This is a genomic window from Dactylosporangium roseum (assembly GCF_025264685.1).
Lineage (GTDB): Bacteria > Actinomycetota > Actinomycetes > Mycobacteriales > Micromonosporaceae > Dactylosporangium > Dactylosporangium roseum.
In genome coordinates this window covers 34,865-57,384 of sequence record NZ_CP073721.1, presented here as the reverse complement: position 1 = coordinate 57,384, position 22,520 = coordinate 34,865, and the positions used below count along the sequence as shown (strand labels likewise).

19 protein-coding genes are annotated in these 22,520 nt (G+C 69.8%); 5 read left to right on the top strand and 14 right to left on the bottom strand.

Going from position 1 to position 22,520, the window contains the following annotated elements; all coding sequences use genetic code 11:
- Positions 1–157: 157 nt before the first annotated feature.
- Positions 158–1,231, top strand: a complete 1,074-nt coding sequence (locus tag Drose_RS00250; protein WP_260726172.1) for an NAD-dependent epimerase/dehydratase family protein — start codon at positions 158–160, stop codon at positions 1,229–1,231.
- A 4-nt stretch (positions 1,232–1,235) separates the two neighbouring features.
- Positions 1,236–2,042: a WecB/TagA/CpsF family glycosyltransferase gene (locus Drose_RS00245; RefSeq protein WP_260726171.1), complete on the top strand. Its 807-nt coding sequence runs from the start codon at positions 1,236–1,238 to the stop codon at positions 2,040–2,042.
- A 205-nt stretch (positions 2,043–2,247) separates the two neighbouring features.
- Here the strand turns inward: Drose_RS00245 and Drose_RS00240 are convergent, their stop codons facing one another.
- The 5 genes from Drose_RS00240 to Drose_RS00220 all read right to left on the bottom strand — a co-directional run bounded on the left by Drose_RS00240 (position 2,248) and on the right by Drose_RS00220 (position 5,521).
- Positions 2,248–2,547, bottom strand: a complete 300-nt coding sequence (locus Drose_RS00240; RefSeq protein ID WP_260726170.1) for a hypothetical protein — start codon at positions 2,545–2,547, stop codon at positions 2,248–2,250.
- 132 nt (positions 2,548–2,679) lie between these two features.
- Positions 2,680–3,639: an adenosine deaminase gene (gene add, locus Drose_RS00235; RefSeq protein WP_260726169.1), complete on the bottom strand. Its 960-nt coding sequence runs from the start codon at positions 3,637–3,639 to the stop codon at positions 2,680–2,682.
- A 138-nt stretch (positions 3,640–3,777) separates the two neighbouring features.
- Positions 3,778–4,332 (bottom strand): hypothetical protein, encoded by a 555-nt coding sequence (locus Drose_RS00230; protein WP_260726168.1) that lies wholly within the window; start codon positions 4,330–4,332, stop codon positions 3,778–3,780.
- A 161-nt stretch (positions 4,333–4,493) separates the two neighbouring features.
- A complete protein-coding gene (locus tag Drose_RS00225) occupies positions 4,494–4,721 on the bottom strand; it encodes a DUF397 domain-containing protein (RefSeq protein ID WP_259860580.1) in 228 nt (75 codons plus the stop codon).
- Entirely contained in the window at positions 4,721–5,521 is an 801-nt protein-coding gene (locus Drose_RS00220) for a helix-turn-helix domain-containing protein (RefSeq protein WP_390891291.1), read from the bottom strand. Before Drose_RS00220 ends, Drose_RS00225 begins: the two co-directional genes overlap by 1 nt.
- 374 nt (positions 5,522–5,895) lie before the next feature.
- Between Drose_RS00220 and Drose_RS00215 the strand changes: the two genes are divergently transcribed.
- A complete protein-coding gene (locus Drose_RS00215) occupies positions 5,896–6,159 on the top strand; it encodes a hypothetical protein (RefSeq protein WP_260726166.1) in 264 nt (87 codons plus the stop codon).
- 104 nt (positions 6,160–6,263) lie between these two features.
- On the opposite strand, the gene Drose_RS00210 is transcribed toward Drose_RS00215, so the two are convergent.
- On the bottom strand, positions 6,264–7,043 hold the full coding sequence (locus Drose_RS00210) for a PASTA domain-containing protein (RefSeq protein WP_260726165.1): 780 nt from the start codon (positions 7,041–7,043) through the stop codon (positions 6,264–6,266).
- Between the two features lie 154 nt (positions 7,044–7,197).
- Between Drose_RS00210 and Drose_RS00205 the strand changes: the two genes are divergently transcribed.
- Positions 7,198–8,565, top strand: coding sequence for a hypothetical protein (locus Drose_RS00205; protein ID WP_260726164.1), 1,368 nt, complete (start codon positions 7,198–7,200; stop codon positions 8,563–8,565).
- Between the two features lie 6 nt (positions 8,566–8,571).
- Here the strand turns inward: Drose_RS00205 and Drose_RS00200 are convergent, their stop codons facing one another.
- Both Drose_RS00200 and Drose_RS00195 read right to left on the bottom strand, forming a co-directional pair.
- Complete coding sequence (locus tag Drose_RS00200; RefSeq protein WP_260726163.1) at positions 8,572–10,047, bottom strand: glutamate--cysteine ligase family protein; 1,476 nt, start codon at positions 10,045–10,047, stop codon at positions 8,572–8,574.
- A gap of 170 nt (positions 10,048–10,217) precedes the next feature.
- Positions 10,218–10,793, bottom strand: coding sequence for a YceI family protein (locus tag Drose_RS00195; protein WP_260726162.1), 576 nt, complete (start codon positions 10,791–10,793; stop codon positions 10,218–10,220).
- Between the two features lie 100 nt (positions 10,794–10,893).
- Between Drose_RS00195 and Drose_RS00190 the strand changes: the two genes are divergently transcribed.
- Complete coding sequence (locus Drose_RS00190) at positions 10,894–11,394, top strand: MarR family winged helix-turn-helix transcriptional regulator (protein WP_390891290.1); 501 nt, start codon at positions 10,894–10,896, stop codon at positions 11,392–11,394.
- Between the two features lie 197 nt (positions 11,395–11,591).
- Here Drose_RS00190 and Drose_RS00185 read toward each other — a convergent pair whose 3' ends face one another.
- The 6 genes from Drose_RS00185 to Drose_RS00160 all read right to left on the bottom strand — a co-directional run bounded on the left by Drose_RS00185 (position 11,592) and on the right by Drose_RS00160 (position 22,411).
- Positions 11,592–14,537, bottom strand: coding sequence for a helix-turn-helix domain-containing protein (locus Drose_RS00185; RefSeq protein WP_260726161.1), 2,946 nt, complete (start codon positions 14,535–14,537; stop codon positions 11,592–11,594).
- Positions 14,538–14,655: 118 nt separating this feature from the next.
- Positions 14,656–16,776 carry an MMPL family transporter gene (locus Drose_RS00180; protein ID WP_260726160.1) on the bottom strand — a complete coding sequence of 707 codons (2,121 nt, stop codon included), beginning with the start codon at positions 16,774–16,776 and terminating at the stop codon, positions 14,656–14,658.
- A 145-nt stretch (positions 16,777–16,921) separates the two neighbouring features.
- Positions 16,922–18,079: an acyl-CoA dehydrogenase family protein gene (locus tag Drose_RS00175; RefSeq protein WP_260726159.1), complete on the bottom strand. Its 1,158-nt coding sequence runs from the start codon at positions 18,077–18,079 to the stop codon at positions 16,922–16,924.
- Between the two features lie 19 nt (positions 18,080–18,098).
- Positions 18,099–19,613 (bottom strand): acyl-CoA carboxylase subunit beta, encoded by a 1,515-nt coding sequence (locus Drose_RS00170; protein ID WP_260726158.1) that lies wholly within the window; start codon positions 19,611–19,613, stop codon positions 18,099–18,101.
- A 177-nt stretch (positions 19,614–19,790) separates the two neighbouring features.
- Entirely contained in the window at positions 19,791–21,242 is a 1,452-nt protein-coding gene (locus Drose_RS00165) for a chaplin (protein WP_260726157.1), read from the bottom strand.
- Positions 21,243–21,478: 236 nt separating this feature from the next.
- Positions 21,479–22,411, bottom strand: a complete 933-nt coding sequence (locus Drose_RS00160; RefSeq protein ID WP_260726156.1) for a hypothetical protein — start codon at positions 22,409–22,411, stop codon at positions 21,479–21,481.
- Positions 22,412–22,520: the final 109 nt, after the last annotated feature.

Here is a 22,520-nt window from a genome sequence, read left to right as displayed (position 1 = left end):
ACTCCCACGATGTCCGGGTTTGCCAGGCACCACAACTGCAAGATCAACGTGGACGGAGGGGAGGAGGGGGCGGGCCGCGAGCATCGGGGGGAGCGGCGTGTCACGGTATGCTCCGAACCGGTCCGACACCGCCGCACAACGCAGGGAGCTCTTCGTCGTGAGCGTCGCACTCGTCACCGGCTCGGCCGGCCTCATCGGCTCGGAGGCGGTCCGTCATTTCGCATCGCTCGGGCTCGACGTCGTCGGCATCGACAACGACATGCGCAAACGCTTCTTCGGGGCCGAGGCCTCGACCGCGTGGAACGTGGTGCGGCTGACCAGCGACCTGGGTGAGTCCTACACCCACCACGACGTCGACATCCGCGACCGTGACGCGCTGGCGGAGATCTTCAAGCGATACGGCAAGGACATCGCCGTCGTCATCCACACCGCGGCACAGCCGAGCCACGACTGGGCGGTCCGCGACCCCTTCACCGACTTCGACGTCAACGCCGGTGGCACGCTCAACCTGCTGCAAAACGTGCGCGAGCACTGCATCGAGGCGCCGTTCATCCACTGCTCGACCAACAAGGTCTACGGCGACCGGCCCAACAGCCTGCCGCTGCAGGAGCTGGAGACGCGCTGGGAGATCGAGCCCGGCCACCCGTACGAGAACGGCATCAAGGAGGACATGTCGATCGACGCGTGCCTCCACTCCGTCTTCGGCGCCTCCAAGGTCGCCGCGGACGTGATGGTGCAGGAATACGGCCGCTACTTCGACATGAAGACCGCCTGCTTCCGCGGCGGCACGCTGACCGGCCCGGCACACTCGGCGACCGAGCTGCACGGCTTCCTCGGTTACGTCATGCGCTGTGCGATGGAGCGCCGCACGTACAAGATCTTCGGCTACAAGGGCAAGATGGTCCGCGACGCGATCCACTCGCACGACGTGGTCGCCGCGTTCGAGGCGTTCTTCCGCATGCCGCGCAGCGCCGCCGTCTACAACCTCGGCGGTGGCCGCCACTCCAACACCTCGCACCTGGAGGTGTTCGCCCTCGCCGAGCGGATCACCGGCAACGAGATGCGGACCGAATATCACGAGGCCAACCGGATCGGCGACCACCAGTGGTGGATCGGCTCCAACGAGCGCTTCCAGCAGGACTACCCCGACTGGAAGCAGGTCTACGACGTCCCGATGATCTGCCAGGAGATCTACGAGGCCAACGTCGACAAGTGGATCCCCGAGGCTTAGGGTCGTGATCGACCAGGGCAAGCACAACGTCCTCGGCGTCCAGGTCAGCGCCGTCGACTACGACAGCGCCGTCGACCAGGTGATGAGCGCCGCCCGCGAAGGCCGGTCGCTCGCGGTCACCGCGCTCGCCGTCCACGGTGTGATGACCGGCGTGCAGGACAAGGCGCACGGTGCGCGGCTCAACGCGTTCGACCTGGTGACCCCCGACGGTCAGCCGGTCCGCTGGGCGCTCAACGTGCTGCACGGCGCGCGTCTCGCCGACCGGGTCTACGGCCCGGAGCTGACGCTGCGGGTGCTCGATGCGAGTGCCGACGAGGGCCTGCCGGTCTACATGTACGGCTCGACCCAGGAAACGCTTGACAAGCTGGCCGAGAAGCTGCCCCAGCGGTTCCCGGGCCTGAAGATCGCCGGCATGGAGCCGTCGAAGTTCCGTCCGGCCCAGCCGGGCGAGCCCGAGCAGATCGCGGCGCGCATCAAGGAGTCCGGCGCGCGTGTGGTCATGGTCGGCCTGGGTTGCCCGCGCCAGGAGGTCTTCGTCTACGGCATGCGGCACCTCGTTGACGCACCCATGCTCGCGGTCGGCGCCGCGTTCGACTATCACGCCGGCGGCCTGAAGAACCCACCACCGTGGATGCAGAAGTACGCGCTGGAATGGCTGTGGCGGCTCGGCCTCGAGCCCCGGCGGCTCTGGCGGCGCTACATCCTGCTCAACCCGAACTATCTGGCCCGCCTCACGGCGCAGAAGGTACGCCTGTGGCGAGCGGCCCCACCGCCACCGGCGACGGAACCGCTGAAGACCTTCGCGGTCTAGCGAAGTTGAGCCTTGCGAGGGGGCACACGGCGGACGGAGTCGGAACGCGCCGACCGGCGCACCTCGGCGGCGACAGCTTGCCAGCAGCGCCCGAGTTGTCGTCTTGTCCGGGCCGGCTAGGGCTGACGGACCTGCGGCGATCCGCCGAACGTTCATGGACAGCGCACCAGCGGGTGCGACACCAAGGGCGCCGGCCCTTGACGTCTCAGCTACGGCCGGTGATGACGTCGACCTTGGCGCCACGCCGCTTGAACGTTCCCCGCTTGTCCAGCGCGCGCTCGGCCGGCACCAGCATGAGGGCCAGCGGCGCCGCGATGTACCAGCGGTCGAGCATGACGTAGGCAACGATGTTCATGACGACGCCGACCGCGTAGAGCGCGATGAGCCAGTCGACACGCTTCTCGCCGATCCCCCGCTTGTTGTAGGCGTCGAGAACACCGAAGGCGCCGATACTGAGGGCCAGAAGGCCACCGCCGCTCATCAACGCGAAGATCAAATCGGTCACGTCACTCACCCTTGCCTCCCCGTTACCAGCAGCGAACTCGACCTAAGCTAAGCGGACATTTCAAGATCGACCATCAACTTTGCGACATCTGCGTCGTCTGGACAGTGGCACCAGATCAACCGTTCGACCGATTCAACTGATCTTGCTCATTAGGTGGGCACGCGTCTCCTCGTCGCAGGCGGCACCGGCCACGCCGGCCAGATAAGCCTCACGCGCACCGAGACCGAGATCGGCCGCGATCCGGTGTTCTTGAGCCAGATCCGTGTTGAACATGGCCGGGTCGTCGGTGTTGACGGTGCACGGCACGCCGGCCGCGACCAGGGCCGGCAGAGGGTGCTCGGCCAGCGAAGGGACCGACCGGGTGCGCAGGTTCGAGGTGGGGCAGACGTCCAGCACGAGGCCGCGGTCGACGATCTCAGCCAGTACCGCCGCATCCTCCACGGCGCGAATGCCGTGCCGCAGCCGGTCGGGTTCCAGGCCGAGCATCTCCCGCACCGACTCGGCACCCGCCGACTCCCCGGCGTGGGGCACCACCGCGAGGCCGCCGTCGCGGGCGATCTCGAAGGCCTTCGCGTAGGGCAGCGCCGAACCGGCCCGCTCGTCGCCGCCCAGGCCGAGCCCGACGATCCCGCGGTCGCGGTACCGCGCACTCCAGCGGGCCACGTCCTCGGCCAATTCGACGGGCATGCCGCGGTAGAGATCGGGGGTCAGCCGCACGATGATCCCGTGCCGCTCCCCCGCCTCGACGATGCCGTCGGTGTAGCCCTCGAACAGGTCCTCCCATGCGACACCGCGCTGGACCCGCTCGCCGGGCGAGAAGATCGCCTCCAGGTAGATCGCGCCGTGACCGGCGGCCACCCCCGCATAGTCGACCACGATCTGCCGGAAATCCGCCGCCGTGCGCAGACAGTTGGTGGTCAGGATCCACACCTGGATGAACTTCGCGAAGTCGGTGAACTGGTAGAGCTCCCGCACACCCTCGACGGTGTCGGCGGGCAGCGGCAGTTCGTTGCGGCGCGCGATCTCCAGGAGGGTCGCCGGCGGCACGGCGCCTTCGAGATGAACGTGCAGCTCGATCTTCGGATGCGTCATGGTCCCAACGTAACGGCGGGCCCCGGTCACCTGTTCGGCGCACCGGAGCCCGTCCGACCTCCCCAGGTCGAGTCCTCCATGCTTTGTACAGGCTGGAGATCGACCTGTCGATAGACGGCGGGCAGTGCGACGGACCTGCTACTTCAGGGAACGGGTCTCCTGGGAGTAGATCAGCTCGAGGATCGACCGGGCCGCCTCGAACCAGCGGTCCAGCCACTCCTGCTGCGGCAGCGTGCCCTTCGGCGGCAGCTCCATGAGCAGGCCGCGCAGCAGCGGGTGGTCGGCCATCGATCCGCTGGGCGCCGCGTCGAGCCAGGAGTCCCGGCCGAACATGGGCTCGTCCAGCGGACCCGAAGACAGCGAACCCGAGGACAGCGAACCCGAGGACAGCGAACCCGAGGACAGCGAACCCGAGGACAGCGAACCTGACGACAGCGAACCTGACGACAGCGAACCTCCGGTCAGCGGTCCCATGTCCGCCACAAGTGAGGATTCGGGCAGCTTTGGCGGCGTCAGTGACCCGCCGATCAAAGAGCCGTCCAGTGAGCCGTTGCGCGGCGACAGGTCGTCGATCAGCCCGTCGCCGATGCCGGCGTCCCGGCGACCGCCCGGGCGGTAGCTGCCTAGCTGCCCGGAGAAACGGTCGTCGGTCTTCGACGATCCGTTGCCGAAGTTGTCGGGGCCAAGGTTCATCGGTGCAAGCCTTATCTCACTCGGGGGAAATGCCGAGGTGCGACACTCACACATACAACGACGATCCGGGCACAACGGCCACGCTCCCGGCAGAAAACACTAAAACGACCGGCCCGCTCCGCGCGTGCGGAAACGGACCGGTCGACGCGCCCGGCGCATTCCTACGCCAGGTCGAACTCCCCGTCCTTGGTGCCGTCGACGAAGGCCAGCCACTCTTCCGGGGTGAACAGCAGCACCGCCCCGGCCCGATCCTTCGAATCGCGCAGCGCGACCGCCCCGCCGACGAACGCCACCTCGACACAGTTGTCGGAGTAGGGACCGCTGCGGGTACTTTTGCGCCAAACAGCACCGTCGAGGCTCACGCTGAAGCCCTTGGCTTCGATCTTCACTACAGCTCCTTTGTCAGCTTCGCGATCAGAGACACTGACTCGTCAGGACGGAGTGCGTTGGCGCGCAAGTAGTCAAAGATGAATCCGTAGCGCTGAAGCTCGTCGTCCTTCTCGAGAAAGAGACCGCCGGCAGCGTTCGAAGCGAACACGAAATTCTGTCCGGCGGACTCGTCGTACAGCAACATCGTGAATGTCCCGTCCATCCCGGCGTGAGCTCCGGCGGCGAAGGGCAGTACCTGAAGGGTCACGTTCGGCCAACTCGCCGCCAGGCTCAGATGCTCGAGCTGTCGGCGCATGACCGCCCCGCCACCGACCGGGCGGCGCAGCACGGCTTCGTCCAGCACCACCCAGAGATCGATCGGGTCATCCTGAGTGAGTAACGACTGTCGTCCCATTCGGACACGGACCCGCTTCTCCACCTCGGTGGAGCTGATGTCCGGCCGGGCCGCGTAGATCATGGCCTGCGCATACTCCTCCGTCTGCAACAAGCCGGGCACGACGAGTGCCTCATAGGAGTGTATGTGATCGGCGGCCGCCTCGAGGCCGACATAGGCACCCGTCAGCACATCGCCGTAGAGCTGCCACCAGCCCTTCTGGCGCGCCTCACGCGCGATCTTCAGCAACTGGTCGGCGTAGTCCGGGTCCACGCCGTAGATGTCGAGCATGTCCCGCACGTCCCGCGGGGTCACGCCGGTCTGTCCGGTCTCGATGCGGGAGATCTTGGAGCCGGAGCACTCCAGGCGCTCGGCGACCTGATCGATCGTGACGTGCGCAGCCTCCCGGAGCCGGCGCAGCTCCATCCCGAGCTGCCGGCGCCGCAGGGTCGGACTGCCTCGACGACTTGCCACGCTGGTGCACCTCCGCGCCGAGATCGTACGTAGTCACGTCACGTATAGATCAGGGCAACATCCTAGGGCCGCGCAAGGCGACGGCGGCACAACATCCGGCAACTCATACGCACGATGGAAAGTTCGTCTTGCAAGTTGCATGTCTTGAGCTTCTGGGGCAACCTGTCCGTGTGGCCGAGGTTACGGAGTGTTCACCTGGGCGGAACATTCCACCTGTGCGGACGCAGCGACAAACGATCGGACCGATCGGCGGTGACGGCCCTGGACGCGAAGCCTGGCCGCCACCGACCTTCCCCGACACGCCGACGGAAGACGGGAGTCCTACTGTGTTACCGAGAACCGGTGACGTCCTGCGCGTGACGAAGACCGCGAGTGTGCAGTTCACGTCGCCGATGCTGTTCCGGGTGATCAGAGTGCACGACTGGCAGACCTATGACGGCTGGGCGTGGCTGGACGGCTACCAGCTCAACGCCAACGGCGACGCCGTCGAGCGCCGGTCCATCTTCGTCCTGCTCCAGGGCCTGCAGCCCGGTTTCATCACGCGGACCTCGCGCGTCCCGGCCGCCCGTGTGCCAGTGCCGGTGGGGTAGTCCGCACCTTCCGGCACGCCGCGATCGAAGGGTGGATCCCAAAGGCTGTCGAAGAGCCGGGGATCCGTCCTTCGATCACTTTTTCTGACGGCGAGCGCGCGTGTTCATGACGCGGACGGCGCCGGCACCGACGACGGCGGGAGGGTGACCGGTGCGGTGGCGACCACCAGCGTGACCGTGCCACCCGGCTCGACCGCCTCGCCCTCGCCGGGCCGTGTCGACAGCACCTCACCGGGCGCCACCGAGCCGTCGGCCTTGCGCTCGACGGCCACATTCAGCCCCAGCACCTGCAGCTTCACGGTCGCCTCCGCAAGCGTCGCACCGCGCAGGCGGGGCACGACGACCGGGCCGGCGGGTGACGGCACGGTGGTCGTGGGTGCCGGCTCGGACGAGGGCGCATCCCGCGTCGTGGCCGCGGTTGTCGGCAACGGTACGGCCGAGCTGCCCACCGACGGCGCCGGTGCCGGGTCTTCCGGTGTGTTCGCGCTCCGCTCCGTCGCACGGTAGATCAGCCAGATGCCGGTGGTCAGGGCGGCCACTAGGACAAGAGCCACCATGCCGACGATCACCGGGGTCAGCCAGGACCGCCCCTGATACGGGTCCTCCTCTTCGATGGCCCACTCCTGCGGGGCGGGACGGCGGAGACCGGGGTCCCCGGGCCGCGGCACGTTGGCCCGCGCCGACCAGCGCGGTGCGTCGTCGACCGGCGGCTGGATCGCGGTCGGGTCCGCCGCCGGCGGCGGCGCACCGGGCACCGTCTCGTCCGTCCCATCCTCGCCGAACCGGCGGAGCGGCCGGGTCTGGTCCGGCTCCGGCTCCGGCTCCGGCCGTCTGAACGGCTGTGTCCGGTCCGGCTCGGGCGACTGGTCCGGGCTGTGCGGCATAGGTCCAGTTCACCACCTTTTCCCGGCGCCACAAGGCGGCGCGACGTACTGATTCCCACCCGCTGCGCCACCTTGAACCCACCCTCCGTAGCGCGGCTGACGTTCCCACGACATCGACTCGCCCCGTTGGACGGCTGGGCGTACGCTGCGCGGCATGGCTGCACGAAGCTGGGCAACCTCAATATTCACCGCGATCGGTATCGCGGCGGGCGCGGGTGCCGCGCAGCTCGGTCTCGGCTACGGACTGGGCATCATCTCGTGGCAGCCGGCCGACGACAGCGGCACCGTCTGGGTCAGCAGTCTGGCCTGGGTGGCGTGGCTGGCCGCGACCTCTACCGTCATCGGCGCCATATGCGCCGACCGGCTCGCTACCGGCGGGGCACCGGTCCCGGCCAATCCGCGCAGTGCCGCCGGACATGCCCTGACGATCGCCTGGCGAATCGTGACCGCGCTCGCCGCGGCCGTGGGCTCGCTCATCATCGTGCCGCTGGTGGCGATCCCCGCGCGGGTGCCCCGGCCCGACAACGCCGCGCCATATTTCACCGCCGGTGGATACGCGGTCGTCGGCATCATCGTCGGCCTGCTGCTCGCGATCGGCGCGCTGACCGCCCGGGCGATCGCGGCCAACATCGTCGCTTCGTCGGCCTGGCTGTGGACACTCGCCGTCGTCGCGGTCGCCGACGTCGTGCGGGTCGAGGGCGACACGGCCACCTCCGTCCAGCTCGGCACCTGGCAATTCACGGACGCGGTCTGGATCCGCGGCATGGTCAACCTCCCGGGTGCGCTGCTCATGCTGGTCACCGCGCTGATCATCGGCACGCTGGCGGCTTGGCCCGCCGGCCGCCACGGCGACAACCGTGTCGGCGTCGCGATCTCCGGAGCCGCCGGACCGCTGCTCGTGGCGATCGCCTACTTCCTGGCCGTGCCGGCCCTCGGCGAGCGTGACCAGCACCTGTCCGCGTTCGTCATCGCGCCCTATGCGGTGCTCGCCGGCCTCGCCGGCTCGGTCATCGTCTCCGCGATCGGCACGCCCGGCTCCCGCGCACAGGCGCGTGCCGCCCGCAAGGCGGAGTCCGAAGGCCGTGACGCGCGCTCCGCCGCCGAATATTCCGACTGGACCGCCGCCTTGGCCGAGGCGGACGCCGCCGAGGCACGCCGCCGGTCGGACGCCGGTGAGAGCGTCGATGGCCCGTGGACTGCGCCCGAGGACACGAAGAAGGAGCCGGTAGCGGTCGGCGCCGACGTCGACTCGGCCAAGGATCTGGCGTCGGACGCCTACGCACCGGCCCGGGCCTACGGCAGCGGTGAGAAGTCCGGCCGCACGTACACGTCGGACGCGGCGAATCGTGCCTATGCCGAGGACACGGTGGACGAGTCCCCGACCGTCCCGGCCGCATCGTCGTCGGGCCAGGCCGGCCGTGCCCCGGCCACTCCGCTGTGGCCCGAGTCGCCGGCCGGTCCCGCGCCGGCCAAGCCCACGTCGGGCCGCAAGAGCCGGGGCCGGGGCAAGCCCGCCGGATAGCGAACCCTAGACGGGCCAGGTGTGGACCGGCTCGTTGGCGTGCAGGCCCTCGGTGTAGCGCAGCAGCATCTGCCGCAGGGCCGACGTCCGGTTGAGGTGGTGCCGTTCCTGGAGGTCGTGCACCACCTCGGTCTGCCAGGCGGCGCCGTTGTGGCCGGTCCGGCAGCGCCCTTCGATGACGCCCAGCAGCCGGTCGCGGGTCGCCGGCCGCACGCCGAAGCGGTCCAGGCCGGCCGACGCCATCGGGAGCATCTCGTCGAGGACCAGCTCGCCGACACGTACCTCACCGAGGCCCGGCCACCACAGGCGCGCGTCGAGGCCCTCCCGGGCGGCGGTGTGGAAGTTCTCCTCGGCGGTCGAGAACGGTAGCTGCGTCCAGATCGGCCGGTCGTGCTGGACCAGCTCGCCGACGAGCCCGAAGTAGAACGCGGCGTTGGCCAACTGGTCGACCACCGTCGGCCCGGCGGGCAGGACCCGGTTTTCCACCCGCAGGTGGGGGCGGCCGTTCATGATGTCGTAGACCGGCCGGTTCCAGCGGTAGATGGTGCCGTTGTGCAGCCGCAGCTCACCGAGGTGCGGCACGCCGCCGGCCTCGAGCACCGCCACCGGGTCCTCGTCGTCGGTGATCGACAGCAGCGGCGGGAAGTATCGCACGTTCTCCTCGAACAGGTCGAAGATCGACGTGATCCACCGCTCGCCGAACCACACCCGGGGTCGCACGCCCTGCGCCTTGAGCTCCTCGGGCCGGGTGTCGGTGGCCTGCTCGAACAGCGCGATGCGGGTCTCCGCCCAGAGTCGCTTCCCGAAGAGGTAGGGCGAGTTCGCCCCTACCGCCACTTGCACACCGGCGATGGCCTGCGAGGCGTTCCAGTGCAGGGCGAAGTCCTCGGGGGCCACCTGGAGGTGGAACTGGAGGCTCGTGCACGCCGACTCGGCGGCGATCGAGTCGGACTGCGCCTGCAGCCGCTCCTGCCCGCGGATGTCGAGCGTGATGTCCTCGCCGCGCGCGTTGATGATCTGCTCGTTGAGCAGCCGGTATCGCGGGTTGTTCGACAGGTTGTCGAGCACCGCGTGCTCCTGCCGCAGGGTGGGCAGGATGCCGATCAGCACCAACTGGGCGTCGGACTTGCGAGCACGCTCGTCGGCGTGGACGAGGCTGGCGAGGACCTCCCGCTCGTACACGTCGAGCCCATCGCCCTCGATGACCCTCGGCGCGACGTTGATCTCCAGGTTGAACTGGCCGAGCTCGGTCTGGAACGACGGATCGGCGAGGTCCGCGAGCACCTCGGCGTTACGCATCGCCGGTTGGGCGCCGGCATCGATGAGATTGAGCTCAATCTCAAGACCCGTCGTCGGCCGGTCGGAGTCGAACCGGAAGTCGTTGAGCATCAGGGCGAAGACGTCGAGGCAGCGGCGCACCTTCTGCCGATATCGAGCGCGGTCCGCACGCGAGAAGGCTCCCCGTGTGACGTCCTGGCCCATGTTGTTCCCCAAACCGCTGCCCCTCTTGGACTCTCCACGTTAGGAGTGGGTGGGGTGTACCGCTAGGGACAAAACGGACGCCAATGCAGCCGAGGGTAAGCGAAACCTTGCAGAGGGTGGGAGATTTCGCCCACCCTCTGCACGACGGTCGAACTCCGGCATAACCGGAATCAGCCCTGACGGACGCCCTCGGCACCGATCTCGATCTTGACCTTTTTGCCCACGAGGACGCCCCCGGTCTCCAGCGCCTGGTTCCACGTCATGCCGAACGCCTCGCGGTCGATCTCGGTCGTGGCGGCGAAACCGATGACCTCCTGGCCCCAGGGGCTCTTCGCGTGCCCCTCGAACTCGACGTCGAGCACGACCTCGCGGGTCACGTCACGGATGGTCAGGTCGCCGACGACCGTGAACTCGTTGCCGGACACGCTCTCCACGCGGGTGCTCCTGAAGGTCAGCGCCGGGAACTTCTCCACGTCGAGGAAGTCGGGGCTGCGCAGGTGGCCGTCGCGGTCGGCCACACCGGTGTCGATGCTGGCGGCGTCGATGCTGACCTCGACGTGCGACTGCAGCGGGTCCTCGGCCACGACGATGCTGCCGCTGGCGCTCGTGAAGCCGCCGCGGACCTTGCTCACCATCATGTGGCGGGCGACGAAGCTCACGCGGGTGTGGGCCGGGTCGAGCTCGAACTTGCCCGGAGTCGGGATGGTGAGCCCGTTGAACTCGCGGGTGTTCGCGGGTGCGGTCATGATGGTCCCCTCAGATGTGCTGCAGCAAAGAAGGTTGTCTACGCAAATATACGCTCGGCAGAGTCTCGTTTGTCAAGCTCTCTCTTGCTAGACTCGGCCCGTGACCGACAAACTGCTGGAAGATCCGCGGATCACCGCCATGGGTCTGTTCGTGGAGGCCTTCACGGGAATCAACGCGCGGCTCAACGTCCAGCTCGCCGAGCACGGCCTCGGCAACGTCGACTTCGAGGTGCTCGTCCGACTGTCCCGCTCACCCGGCGGCGAGCTGCGGATGACCGACCTCGCCGCGCAGACCGGCCTGTCGACGAGCGGCGTGACCCGCGTCGTCGACCGCCTGGAGCGCGACGGCTTCGCCACCAGGCGGGCCTGCCCGACCGACCGCCGCGGCTCGTTCACCGTGGTGACCCCGGCCGGCGTGGCGAAGATGCACGAGGTGCTGCCCGGCCACGTCGCACTCATCGAGGAGTGGTTCACCGGCAGGCTCTCACCGGAGGCGCTCGGGCAGCTCCTCGGCAGCCTGCGGACGATCCGCGACGCGGTCCGCCCGGGCGCGACCTCGGGTGTGCAGGGTCCGTCGCAGGACGTGCCGACCGCCGCATAACACCGCGACGTCCGGCATAAGTAGCGGGCTTGTTGCCGGGTGAGTAACCGGCAGGACCACCGGCAGCTTCAGCGTCCATCGACCGTAAATCCGGCATATCAGCCCGTACCTCCCGAACGGCTCCGATAGCCTTCTCCGCCGGGGAGGCGCCGCAACCCCGGGGGGGCCGGCACGGACGAAGTGAGGTGGGAGGCGCGTCACCGCGCTCCAGGGGCCTTCGTCCGTGCCCTTTCCGGCAGCGGCCGTTCGCCGAGCAACGCCCGTTCTCGCGGCAGCAGCGCCAGGCCGGCCCGCTCCCGGATACCGTTGAGCTCCTCGAGTGCGCGCCGCCGGACCTCGGGCTCCCCGCACGCGGCCAGCCCCGTCAGCGCCTCCAGCACGTCCCGGATGTCGGCACGACCGGCCAGCAGGTTCGCCGCGGACTGGAAGGCACGAGCGGCGGCAGTACGGTCGCCGCGCCCCAACGCGAGATAAGCCGTGATCATGTCGGACATCCCCGCGCCGCCCGGCATCTCGGCGAGTTCCACCAACACGTCCGCCGCGTCATCGGGCCGACCCGACTCGGCCAGTGCCTTACCCAGCGTGCCCAGCGCCCGCACCCGGTGCGTCGGGTCACCCATCTCGGCGATCGTCGCCGCTGCCCGCCGACCCAGGTCGACGGCATCGTCGAACCGTCCGTCGAGCCGCGCCACCTCCGCCAGGTTCGCCTGGGTCAGCGCCCGGATCCGCGCGTCGCCGGCCTCCACCGCACGCCGTCCGGCCGCGGTAAGCCGTCGTGCCGCCGTCGCCAGATCACCGGTCCTGATGTCATGCCACGCCAAGTTGTTCTGCGCGACTCCGATCTCCCGGACCCGTCCGATGCGGATCGCCAGACCGAGCATCATCTCGAGGTGCCGGCGCGACTCCTTGGCGCCGCCCACCGCCTGCCAGATGCCGGCCAGCAGCGCCCGGGCGGTCAGCTCCGCGCTCGTGTCGCCGCGCGCCACCAGCACCTCGAGCGCCTCCTCCGTCACGCAGAGCTCGACCACCCCACGGCCGTGCGCGTTGGCGAGCATCGCCGCACCCACCTGCGCGACGGCGCGCACGAGCGGGTCGCAGTCCTGCGTGCGCGGGTCATCGAGCAGCCGCCGCAACAGGCGGTGCGCCTCGACGTCCCGCCCGCGTAGCCGGCACCACCGGGGAATCGCCCCCGCCAGGCGCAAGGCGATCACCGGATCACGGACGGAGGTGTACCGCAGTGCCGACCGGATGTCACTGTTGAGGTAGTCGAGCCGCGACACCGCCAACGCGCTGCCCGGTCCGGTGAGCTCCGTCGAGATGCGGACCGCGACCCGGGTGACGACCTCGGCGTGCCGCAGCCGGGCGTCCCGCAGCTCACCGTGGTCCGCGCACTGTTCGGCGGCGAAGTCCATGACCACGTCGAGCAGCCGGAACCGCAGGTCGCCCGGTCCTCTGACGCTGACGAGCCCCAGCCCGACCAGCCGGTCGAGGATCGCCTCGACGTCGGCGGTGTCATCGAGCAGCGCCTCGACCAGCTCCAGCGACCACCGGCCGCGAAACACCGAGAGCCTGCGCAGTGCGGCCTGTTCCCGCTCGTCGAGCAGGCGGTAACTGGCGGCGACGATGTCGCGGAGCCCCCGGCCACCAGCGTCGGTCGGCGCCAGGTCGAGGATACGGTGGCCGTACCGCGACAGTAACTCCGGCAGCTCCAGCACCCGGCCCCGCGCGGCGGCGAGCTCGATCGCGAGTGGCAGCCCGTCCAGCCGCCGTACCAGCTCGGCGACCGCGCCGACCTCCTGGTCCGCGACGGGCACGCGGCGCACCTGGCGCAGCCGGTCGAGGAACAGCGCGACGGACGGCACGCGCCGCAGGGCCGCGGGGTCCGCATACGGCGCGGGCGGCGGAAGATCGAGCGGCTCCACCCGCCAGTCGACGGCGCCGGGCACTTCCCCGGCGAGCGGCTGGCGGCTGGTCGCGAGGATTCGCGCCGCCGGCACCCTTGAGCGCAGCCAGTGCATCGCCTCGACCGCCGCCTTCGGCGACCGGTCGATCCCGTCGAGGACCAGGAGGGCGGACCGGCCGGCGTACCGGTCGACGAGTTCCTCAGCCCGGGCGACCCCGAACACCGCGGCGACGGCGGCGAAGATGTCGGTGGGTCGGGATACGTTGGTGACGGTGACGGAGACGGCGGTGGCACCGGCCGCAGCGACCCGCTGCGCCACGGCGTGAGCGAGCCCGGTCTTGCCGACGCCGGCCAGCCCGACGAGCGCGACGAGCTCGGCGCCGTAGGGGCCGCCGAGCAGCGTGAGCAGCTCCGCGACGTCCGCGTCGCGGCCGACGAGGGGTGGGTGGGTCGGCAGGGGCAGGGTCGGCGTGACCTCGCCGGCGGTGGTGCCCGCGGCCGCCCGGGCAGGGACGCCGCGCCCGGAGACGCGACTCGCCGGAAGGCCGCCGCCGGGGACGCCCGTTCCCAAGGCTTCGCCGGCCGGGGCGCCGGGTCTGGTCACATCGGACGGCGATGCGGCGGGCGATGTGCCGGGGCGTCGAGCTGTTCCGGGCAGCCGATCGGCGGGCCGGGCCGTCCCGGACACGGACGCGCCGAGCGGCAGCGGCACGTCGCCGCCCGCCACGGTCCGGCCCGGCATGCCACCACCCGGTACGGTCCGGCCCCGCGCGCCGCTGCCCGGAACAGCCTGGCCCGGGGTGCTCTGACCGAACGTGCCTCGACCCTGGGCGTGCTGGCCCCGAAAGACCTGACCGGAATGGGTCTGGCCGGGGCCCGCCTCCGGCAGGTCCGGGACGCCCCGAGCGTGGGGCCGGCCCCCGGGGGCCGCGGCCCGGTGATCAGGGACGCCGCCCCGCCCGGCGGGTCCGTTGGCCGAACCGTCGCGACCACCGGCGCTGGCCACGAAGTCGTCGCGGTCCCGGCCGTTCAGTGACAGGGCCTCGGCCAGCAGCGACACCGTGTTGCGCTGCGGACGGGCGACCCGGCCGCGCTCCAGTTCGCGCAGCGTCCGCACGCCCAGACCGGTCCGGCTGGCAAGCTCTTCCTGGGTCAATCCGCGGGCGAGGCGACGGGCCCGCAGCGTTGTGGCGAACCTTGCCCCGGCATCCTGCGGATCACGGCCCGGACCTGGAGACATGTTGATGAAGCGTACTTATCTGCGCTGATACCCAGAAGCTGGGCGTCGGAACCACGACGCTCGTCTATACACCCCGGGCGACATGGCGGCGGAACTCGCACCACTACTCAGCCTTGGGTCATGGCCCCAGTTTTCCAACCACTTGACGAAGATCACTGTCGGCCCGGTAGTGGCGGCGCAGGAACGGCGGGGCCCACCAGTTCCAGTTGTCCAGCATCGTCATCAGCGCCGGCAACAGCAGTCCACGCACGACGGTGACGTCGATCAGCACCGCGACCGCCATGCCGACACCGATCTCCTTGACGGCGACCAGGCCGCCGAACGTGAAGCCCAGGAACACGATGCCGATGCAGATCGCGGCCGCGGTGACCACGGGGCCGGAGCGGGTGATGCCGCGCAGCACGGCCCGGTTGGTGTCCGGGCGCTGGTCGTACTCCTCCTTGATCCGAGCCAGCAGAAAGACCTCGTAGTCCATCGACAGGCCGAAGATGAACACGAACAGCAGCACCGGCGTGGTCAGATCGACGCCGCCCCAGGAGTCGAAGAAGAGTGGAATCTGCCCCCAGCCCCACTGGAACACCACGACCAGGACACCCAGTGTGGCGAGCAGGGTCAGCAGGTTCATCAGCACGGCCTTGAGCGGAATGATCACCGAGCCGGTCAATACGAACAGCAGCACGACGGTCACCAGCAGCACGACGAGCCCGGCGAGCGGCAGACGTTCGGCCAGCGACTGCCGGTAGTCGATGACCTCGGCGCTCGGCCCGGTCACGGACTTCGCGAACGGCGTCTGCATGGCCCGGATCCTGCGGACCAGCTCACCGGACTCCGCGCCGCCGACCTCACCCTTCGGCGTCAGGTCGAGAATCGTGTAGCCCTTCGGGACGTCGCGCCGCACCTCGAGCCGGAACACGTAGGCCTGCAGATCGCCGTTGATCTGGTTCATGAACATGCGGACGTCGGCGCGCTCCGGGCCGGCCTCGACGAGCACCACGACGTCTTCGGGCTGGTTGTTGTTGAACTTCGCCTGCAACGCGTCGTACGCCTGGCGGGCCTCGTTGCTGTGCGGCAGGGCTCGGGCGTCGGAGTTCGCGAAGTTGGCCCCGAGCAGCGGAGCGGCCAGGACCAGCAGGCCGATGGTCACGCCGAGAGCGACCGGCCCGGGGGCCTTCTGGGCGCGGGTGGCGAGGCGGGCCAGCAGGTTCCGGTCGCCGCGCGGCTTCCACAGACCCTCGCCCGCCGGCTTGATCTTGTTCTTCGCCACGGCGAGCAGGGCCGGCACGAGGGTGAGGGCGGCCAGCGTCGCGAGCACCACCACTGCGGCGCCACCCAGCGCGACGGCCGCGAGCAGCGGCTCGGCGAACGCGGTCAGTCCGGCGAGGGTCAGCGCGACCGCGATGCCGGAGATGGCGACCGCTCGCCCGGACCGGGCCACCGCGGTCACGAGTGCCTCGGCCGGCTCGTGCCGCGGCAACTCCTCACGGAACCGGGCGACGATCAGCAGCGAGTAGTCGACGGCGAGCCCGATGCCGAGGAGCGTGACGACGTTGAGCGAATACTCGCTGACCTTCGTCACGTGGCTCAGCCCGAGCAGGAGCAGCAGCGAGCCGGTGACGCCGGCGATCGCGACCGCCAGCGGCAGGCTCGCCGCGATGACGCCGCCGAAGATCAGCACGAGCGCGACGAGCAGCGCGGCGAACGCGATGCTCTCGCCGATCGCCAGGTCGTGCACCGACTGCTCGGCGAACGCGCGCTCGGCGATCTTCGGGCCGCCGACCTTCACGCTGGGCGCCTCGATCTGATCGAGGCGGGCCTTCACCCTGTCCTCGAGTTGCTCGCGGTCGGCGTCGCCGAGCTTGGGGTCCAGCTCGACCCGCACCGTGGTGCTCATGTTGTCGGCGCCGATCTGGCCGCCGGGCCCGGTATAGAGGTCGTTGACCTCCTTGACCCCGGGCATCCCGCGGATCTCCTGGGCGGCCTTGCTCACGCTCGCGTTGAGGCCGCCGTCGTAGACCTCACGGCCCTCGATGACGGCGATGACCATGGAGCCCTGCGGGGCCAGCTCGTCGATACGGCGCTCGGCGACGGCCGATTCACTGTCGGCCCGGTTCGTGCTCGTCTCGACGAGCCGGTCGAACAGCCCACCCCCGAAGACGGCGCCGGCTACGGTGACCGCCAGCCACAGCCCGATGACAGCCCACCGGTGGCGGTCCATGAGCGTGCCCAGTTTCGCGAACATCGGAGTATGCAAGCACGTCCCACGGCCGTACGAACATCCCCCGCCCCCCAACCGCGTCGATCTTGCACTTGTGGTGCCTGACAAACCCGGGCAAAGTCGGAGTGTCGCGGCACCACAGGTGCAAGATCAACGCGGTTGGGGGAGGTCACAGGCCCAGTGAGCGGGAGATGATCATTCGCTGGACTTCCGACGTGCCCTCGCCGATCTCCAGGATCTTGGCGTCGCGCCACATGCGGGCCACCGGCGTCTCGTTCATGAAGCCGTATCCGCCGTGGACCTGGGTGGCCTCCCGGGCGTTGACCACGGCCGCGTCGCTGGCCTGCAGCTTGGCGATCGCCGCCTGCCGCTTGAAGTCGCGGCCGTTGACCAGCCGGCTCGCGGCGTCGTAGTACGCGAGCCGCGCGGTGTGCGCCCGCGCCTCCATGTCCGCGATCTTGAACTGGATCGCCTGGTAGTCCCCGATCGGCTTGCCGAACGCGCGCCGCTGCTTGGCGTAGGCCAGCGACTCGTCGACGCAGCCCTGCGCGAGCCCGACGCCGAGCGCCGCGAACGCCACCCGGCCCTCGTCGAGGATCCGCAGGAACTGCGCGTATCCACGGCCGCGGGCGCCGAGGAGGTGCCCGGCCGGGACCCGCACGTCGTCGAAGCTCAGCTCGTGGGTGTCCGAGGCGCACCAGCCGACCTTGGAGTAGCCGGGCTGGACGCTGAATCCGGGAGTGCCGCTCGGGACGATGATCGTCGACAGCTCCTTCGTCCCGTCCGGGTTGACGCCGGTGACCGCGGTGACCGTCACCAGCGCGGTGATGTCGGTGCCCGAGTTGGTGATGAACGCCTTGGATCCGTTGATCACCCACTCGCCGGTCGCCTCGTCGAGCACCGCGCGGGTCTGCGTGCGGCTCGCGTCGGAGCCGGCACCCGGCTCGGTCAGCCCGAACGCGGCCAGGGCCTCGCCGGAGACGAGCTTGGGCAGCCAGTGCCGGCGCTGCTCCTCGGTGCCGTACCGGTAGATCGGCATGGCGCCGAGGGAGATGCCGGCCTCGAGAGTCACCGCGATCGACGAGTCGACGCGGGCCAGCTCCTCGAGGGCGATGCACAGTGCGAAGTAGTCGCCGCCCATCCCGCCGTACTCCTCGGGGAAGGGCAGGCCGAACAGGCCCATCTTGCCCATCTGGCGGACCAGGTCGTAGGGGAAGGCGTGGCGCTCGTAGTAGTCGCCGATGACGGGCGCCACGACGTCGTGGGCGAACTCCCGGACGCTCCCGCGGAGCGTCTCAAGGTCTTCGCCGAGCGTGAAGTCGACCATGATGCATCCCTTCGTGAGGTCAGACCGGGGTCACGCCGTGGCGCCGGCGGGAGAAGTGGCGGTCCTTGCCCTGTGCCGCGGCGAGGCGACGGATGATCTCGCCGCGCAGTGCCGGCGGCTCGACGATCGTGTCGACGACGAGCTCGCTGGCCAGCCGCATGATGTCGATATCCCGCTCGTATTCGGCCCGCTTCTGCGCGACGAACGCGGCGCGCTCCTCCTCGCTGTCCAACGCCGCGATCTTGTTGGCGTAGACGGCGTTGACCGCGGCCTCGGCGCCCATGACGGCGATCTTGGCGGTGGGCAGGGCGATCGTGGCGTCGGGCTCGAAGCCGGGACCGGCCATGGCGTAGAGACCGGCGCCGTACGCCTTGCGGACCACCACGCAGATCTTCGGCACCGTGGCCTCGGAGATCGCGGTGATCATCTTGGCGCCGTGCCGGATGATGCCCTGCTTCTCGACCGCGGAGCCGACCATGAAGCCGGGCACGTCGGCGAGGAAGAGCAGCGGCACGTTGAACGCGTCGCAGAGCTGGACGAACCGGGTCGCCTTGTCGGCGGAGTCGACGAAGAGCACCCCGCCTTTGAACATCGAGTTGTTGGCCACCACGCCGACCGGCTTGCCGTCGATCCGCCCGAAGCCGACGGTGAGCTCCTTGGCCCACAGCGCCTGGATCTCGAAGAACGAGTCCTCGTCGAGCAGCCCCTTCACGAAGCGGCGCATGTCGAAGGCCTGCCGCTCGCTGGCGGGAATGTCCGGGACACCGGTCGCCGGGCGGGCGTCCACGACGGGGGGCCGCCGCGAGTAGTTGGACGGCAGATAGGAGAGGTATCGCCGGACGGTCTCGACTGCGTCGGCCTCGGTCTTGCACAGGAAGTGCCCGACACCGGACTCGGCGCAGTGCACCCGGGCGCCACCCATCGCCTCGAGCGTGGTCTTCTCGCCGGTGACCATCTCGACCATGCGGTCGGAGCCGAGATACATGGAGGCGTTGCCCTCGACCATCGCGACGACGTCGCAGAACGCTGGGATGTACGCACCGCCGGCGGCGGAGGGTCCGAAGAGGGCACACGCCTGCGGGATGCTGCCGCTGGCGCGCACCTGCGTGTGGAAGATGCGCCCGGCGCCCCGACGGCCGGGGAACAGGTCGACCTGGTCGGTGATACGCGCACCGGCGGAGTCCACGAGGTACACCATCGGGACGCCTTCGTCGTAGGCCCGCTCGATGATGCGGATGATCTTCTCGACGGTACGGGCGCCCCAGGAACCGGCCTTGACCGTCGAGTCGTTCGCCATGAGGCAGACCGGCCGGCCGTCGACCGTGGCGGCGCCGGTGATCACCCCGTCGGCGGGAAGTCCCTCGGCGAGCGCGTTGGCGAACAGCCCGTCCTCGACGAAGGAGCCCTCGTCGACGAGCATCGCGACCCGTTCGCGTGCGAAGAGCTTGCCGCGCGCCGCGTTAGCCGCGTGGTACTTCTCCGCGCCCCCGGCCTCGATCCGCTTGCGCGTCTGGTTGAGGGCATCACCCTCCATGGTGCGACCTCCGCGTCGGCTACCTGAACGATCGTTAATCCCTAACGATCGTTCAGGTTAGCCGACGCGGAGGTGAAGTTCCAACGCTCCCGGTGGACCACTTGCGGACACGGGTCGGTGTGTGCCCACAGGGCCCCGGGGATCCCCCTGCGGATCAGAGGGATCCCGGTACCGAGATCAGCAGGAGTAGGCGACCGCCCCGCCGGAGCTCTGAGCCTGCGAGAAGCCCAGGATGCCGATCGAGTTGCCGCTGACGTTGATCGGGAGCTGGACGACGGTGCTGAGCTGGTTGCCGTTGAGCAGACCGGCGTTGTAGCCCGTGGTCCAGTCGCTGCAGCCGCCGCGGACGGCCGTCGCGCCACCGTGCCCGCGGCCGTGGCCCCGGCCGTTGTCGTCGGCGCCGGACCCGTTGCCGTTGCCGTAACCGCCGTTGTTGTTGCCCGAGCCGTTGCCGTTGCCGTAGCCGTTGCCGTCCGCGCCGGCGTCGCCGTAGCCGTTGTTGTTGGCGGTGCCGGTGCCGTGGCGGCGGCCGTGCTCGTCCAGGTTGATGCTCTGGACGCCCTTGTTGGCCTTCTTGGCCTTGTGGGCCTTGTGCGCCTTGCCGTGAGCGGCCATGCCGGTCGGCATCGCGCTGGCGTTGCCGTGCGAGTTGCCGTAGGCGTTGTTGTTGGCGTTGCCGCCCGAGCCGTAGCCGTCGTCGTCCACGTCGCCGTAGCCACCGTTGCCGGAGCCGTTGTCGTCGTCGTCCCAGTCACCGTGGCCGCCACCGTTGACAGCGGTCGCGCCACCGTCGCAGCTCGCGCTCGCGAAGCCGAGGATGGCGATCGAGTTGCCGCACACGTTGATGGGCGCCTGGAGCACCGTCTGGAGCTGGTTGCCGTTCAGGATGCCGGCGTTGTACCCCGTGGTGAAGTCCTCGGTGGTCGCGCTCTCGGACTTGACCGCCCACGCGCCGCCCTGGCTGGACGCGCTGGAGAAGCCGAGCAGGGCGATCGAGTTGCCGCTGACGTTGATCGGCGCCTGGAGCGTGGTGTCGAACTGGTTGCCGTTCAGCACACCGGCGTTGTAGCCGGAGGTCCAGTCCTCGGTGCGGTTCCCAGCACCCTCGGTGTAGTCGTCGGCGCCGGCGTTGTCGTAGCCGCCGTTGCCGCTCCCGTTGCCGCTCCCGTTGCCGTGCCCGTGCCCGTGGCCGTGCCCGTTGCCCTTGCCCTTGCCGAGGTCGGCGTCGCCCTTGACGGCGTACGCGCCGCCCTGGCTGGACGCGCTGGAGAAGCCGAGCAGGGCCAGCGAGTTGCCGCTGACGTTGACCGGCGCCTGCAGGGTGGTGTCGAACTGGTTGCCGTTGAGCACACCGGCGTTGTAACCGGTGGTCCAGTCCTCGGTCGTCGCGCTCTCCGTGTCGACCGCCGCCGCACCGCCACCGCAGGAGGCGTCGGCGAAGCCGAGGATGGCGATCGAGTTGCCGCAGACATTGACCGGCACCTGCACTGTGGTGTCGAACTGGTTGCCGTTCAGCAGGCCGGCGTTGTAGCCCGTCGTCCAGTCGGCGTGCGCAGCCCCACCCGAGACGAGCAGGAAGCCCGCGGAAAGCACGCCCACGTTGAGCGACTTACGAACCCACGTCTTCATGTGGAAATGAGACCCTTCGGTAGTTTTTCGATGTTCAGTACTGCCTGATGGGCGCGGCACGGTGCCGTGAACCCGCGTGCGGGCGGGCTCTGCCCGGCTCCGCCCTGTCGACGTGCGCCCGGATGGTGCGTGTTCGGTGTTACGAGATGCCGCGATGTGGTCGATGCGGGTCCGCTGGGACCAAGGCTTGCGTTCCGGCTGCCCGCATGGCGTCGCGTCGGCTGGCCGGACCGGCCTCAGTCAGGTGAGACTGTCGGTTTCTCGGCTGCTGACAACCGCAGCTCGTCGTCCTCGACCGCCACCGGCCGGAAGGTCACCACCTTCGCACCGGCCGGTGCGGCGGGCAGCACGGCGGCGGCACCACCGTCGTGGTTGAGGCCCGAGCCTGCGCTCGGCACCCCCGAGGCGAGGCCGGCCGCCGGCGACGCCGGAAGGGGCGCCGGGCGGGGCAGCAGCGGCACGTGGTGCGTACCCTGCGCGTCTGTCCGGCTCACGACCGGCGGTTCGATCGTGCCGTCCTCGGCGTCGAGCCGGTCGGCGGCACGGGAGACGACGGCAGCGTCGGTCCGGTCGACGCCGGCGACAGCGCCGCCGGTCGCCGCGGCGGTGACGTCGCCGCCGGGCCCGAGGCGGACCGGTACGGCCTGGACGGCCGGCTCCTGCGCCCGCTTCGGATGGGTCTTCTTGATGCCGGCCTTTGCCGGCCTCTTGGTGCTGGGGTGCTGGACACTCGACGCGTCCGCTGTCGTCGAGTGGGCCGCACGGTCCACGGTTTGGACCGATGCCTGCGTGTCGGCGACCTGGCTGGACGTGACCACCGAGGTCACCGTGTCCACCGGGCTCAGCACGGTCAATACGGTGCTGGTGACCAGGTCGCCGCGGTCGCCGCGGTCGCCGCGGTGGTCACGCTCGCCGTGCCCGGTGTCCCGCGCCTCGTCGTGCCGGTGACCGTCGCCGACGAGCAGGCCGGTCACCGGCGTCAGCAGTCCGAACCGCTGCTGGTCGAGGCCGTCGGAACCGTCCGAGGCGTTCGCCGCCGACGCCGACAGCAGCCAGGCCACGGCGGCGAAACCGGCCACGACCAGGCCCCGGACGGCATACCGGGCGCAGCGTGAGGCGGTCGGCAGCGAAGCCGTGCGCGGGTTGCGCTCGCTCCTCGACTGGACCATGTCCGCCCCTCAGTACGGCTCAATACGGTACGGATCGCACCGCATCTGACTTTTCCGTACTGACCAACGAACCGCCCGAGCCGGGGACACGCCACAACCCCGGCGAATC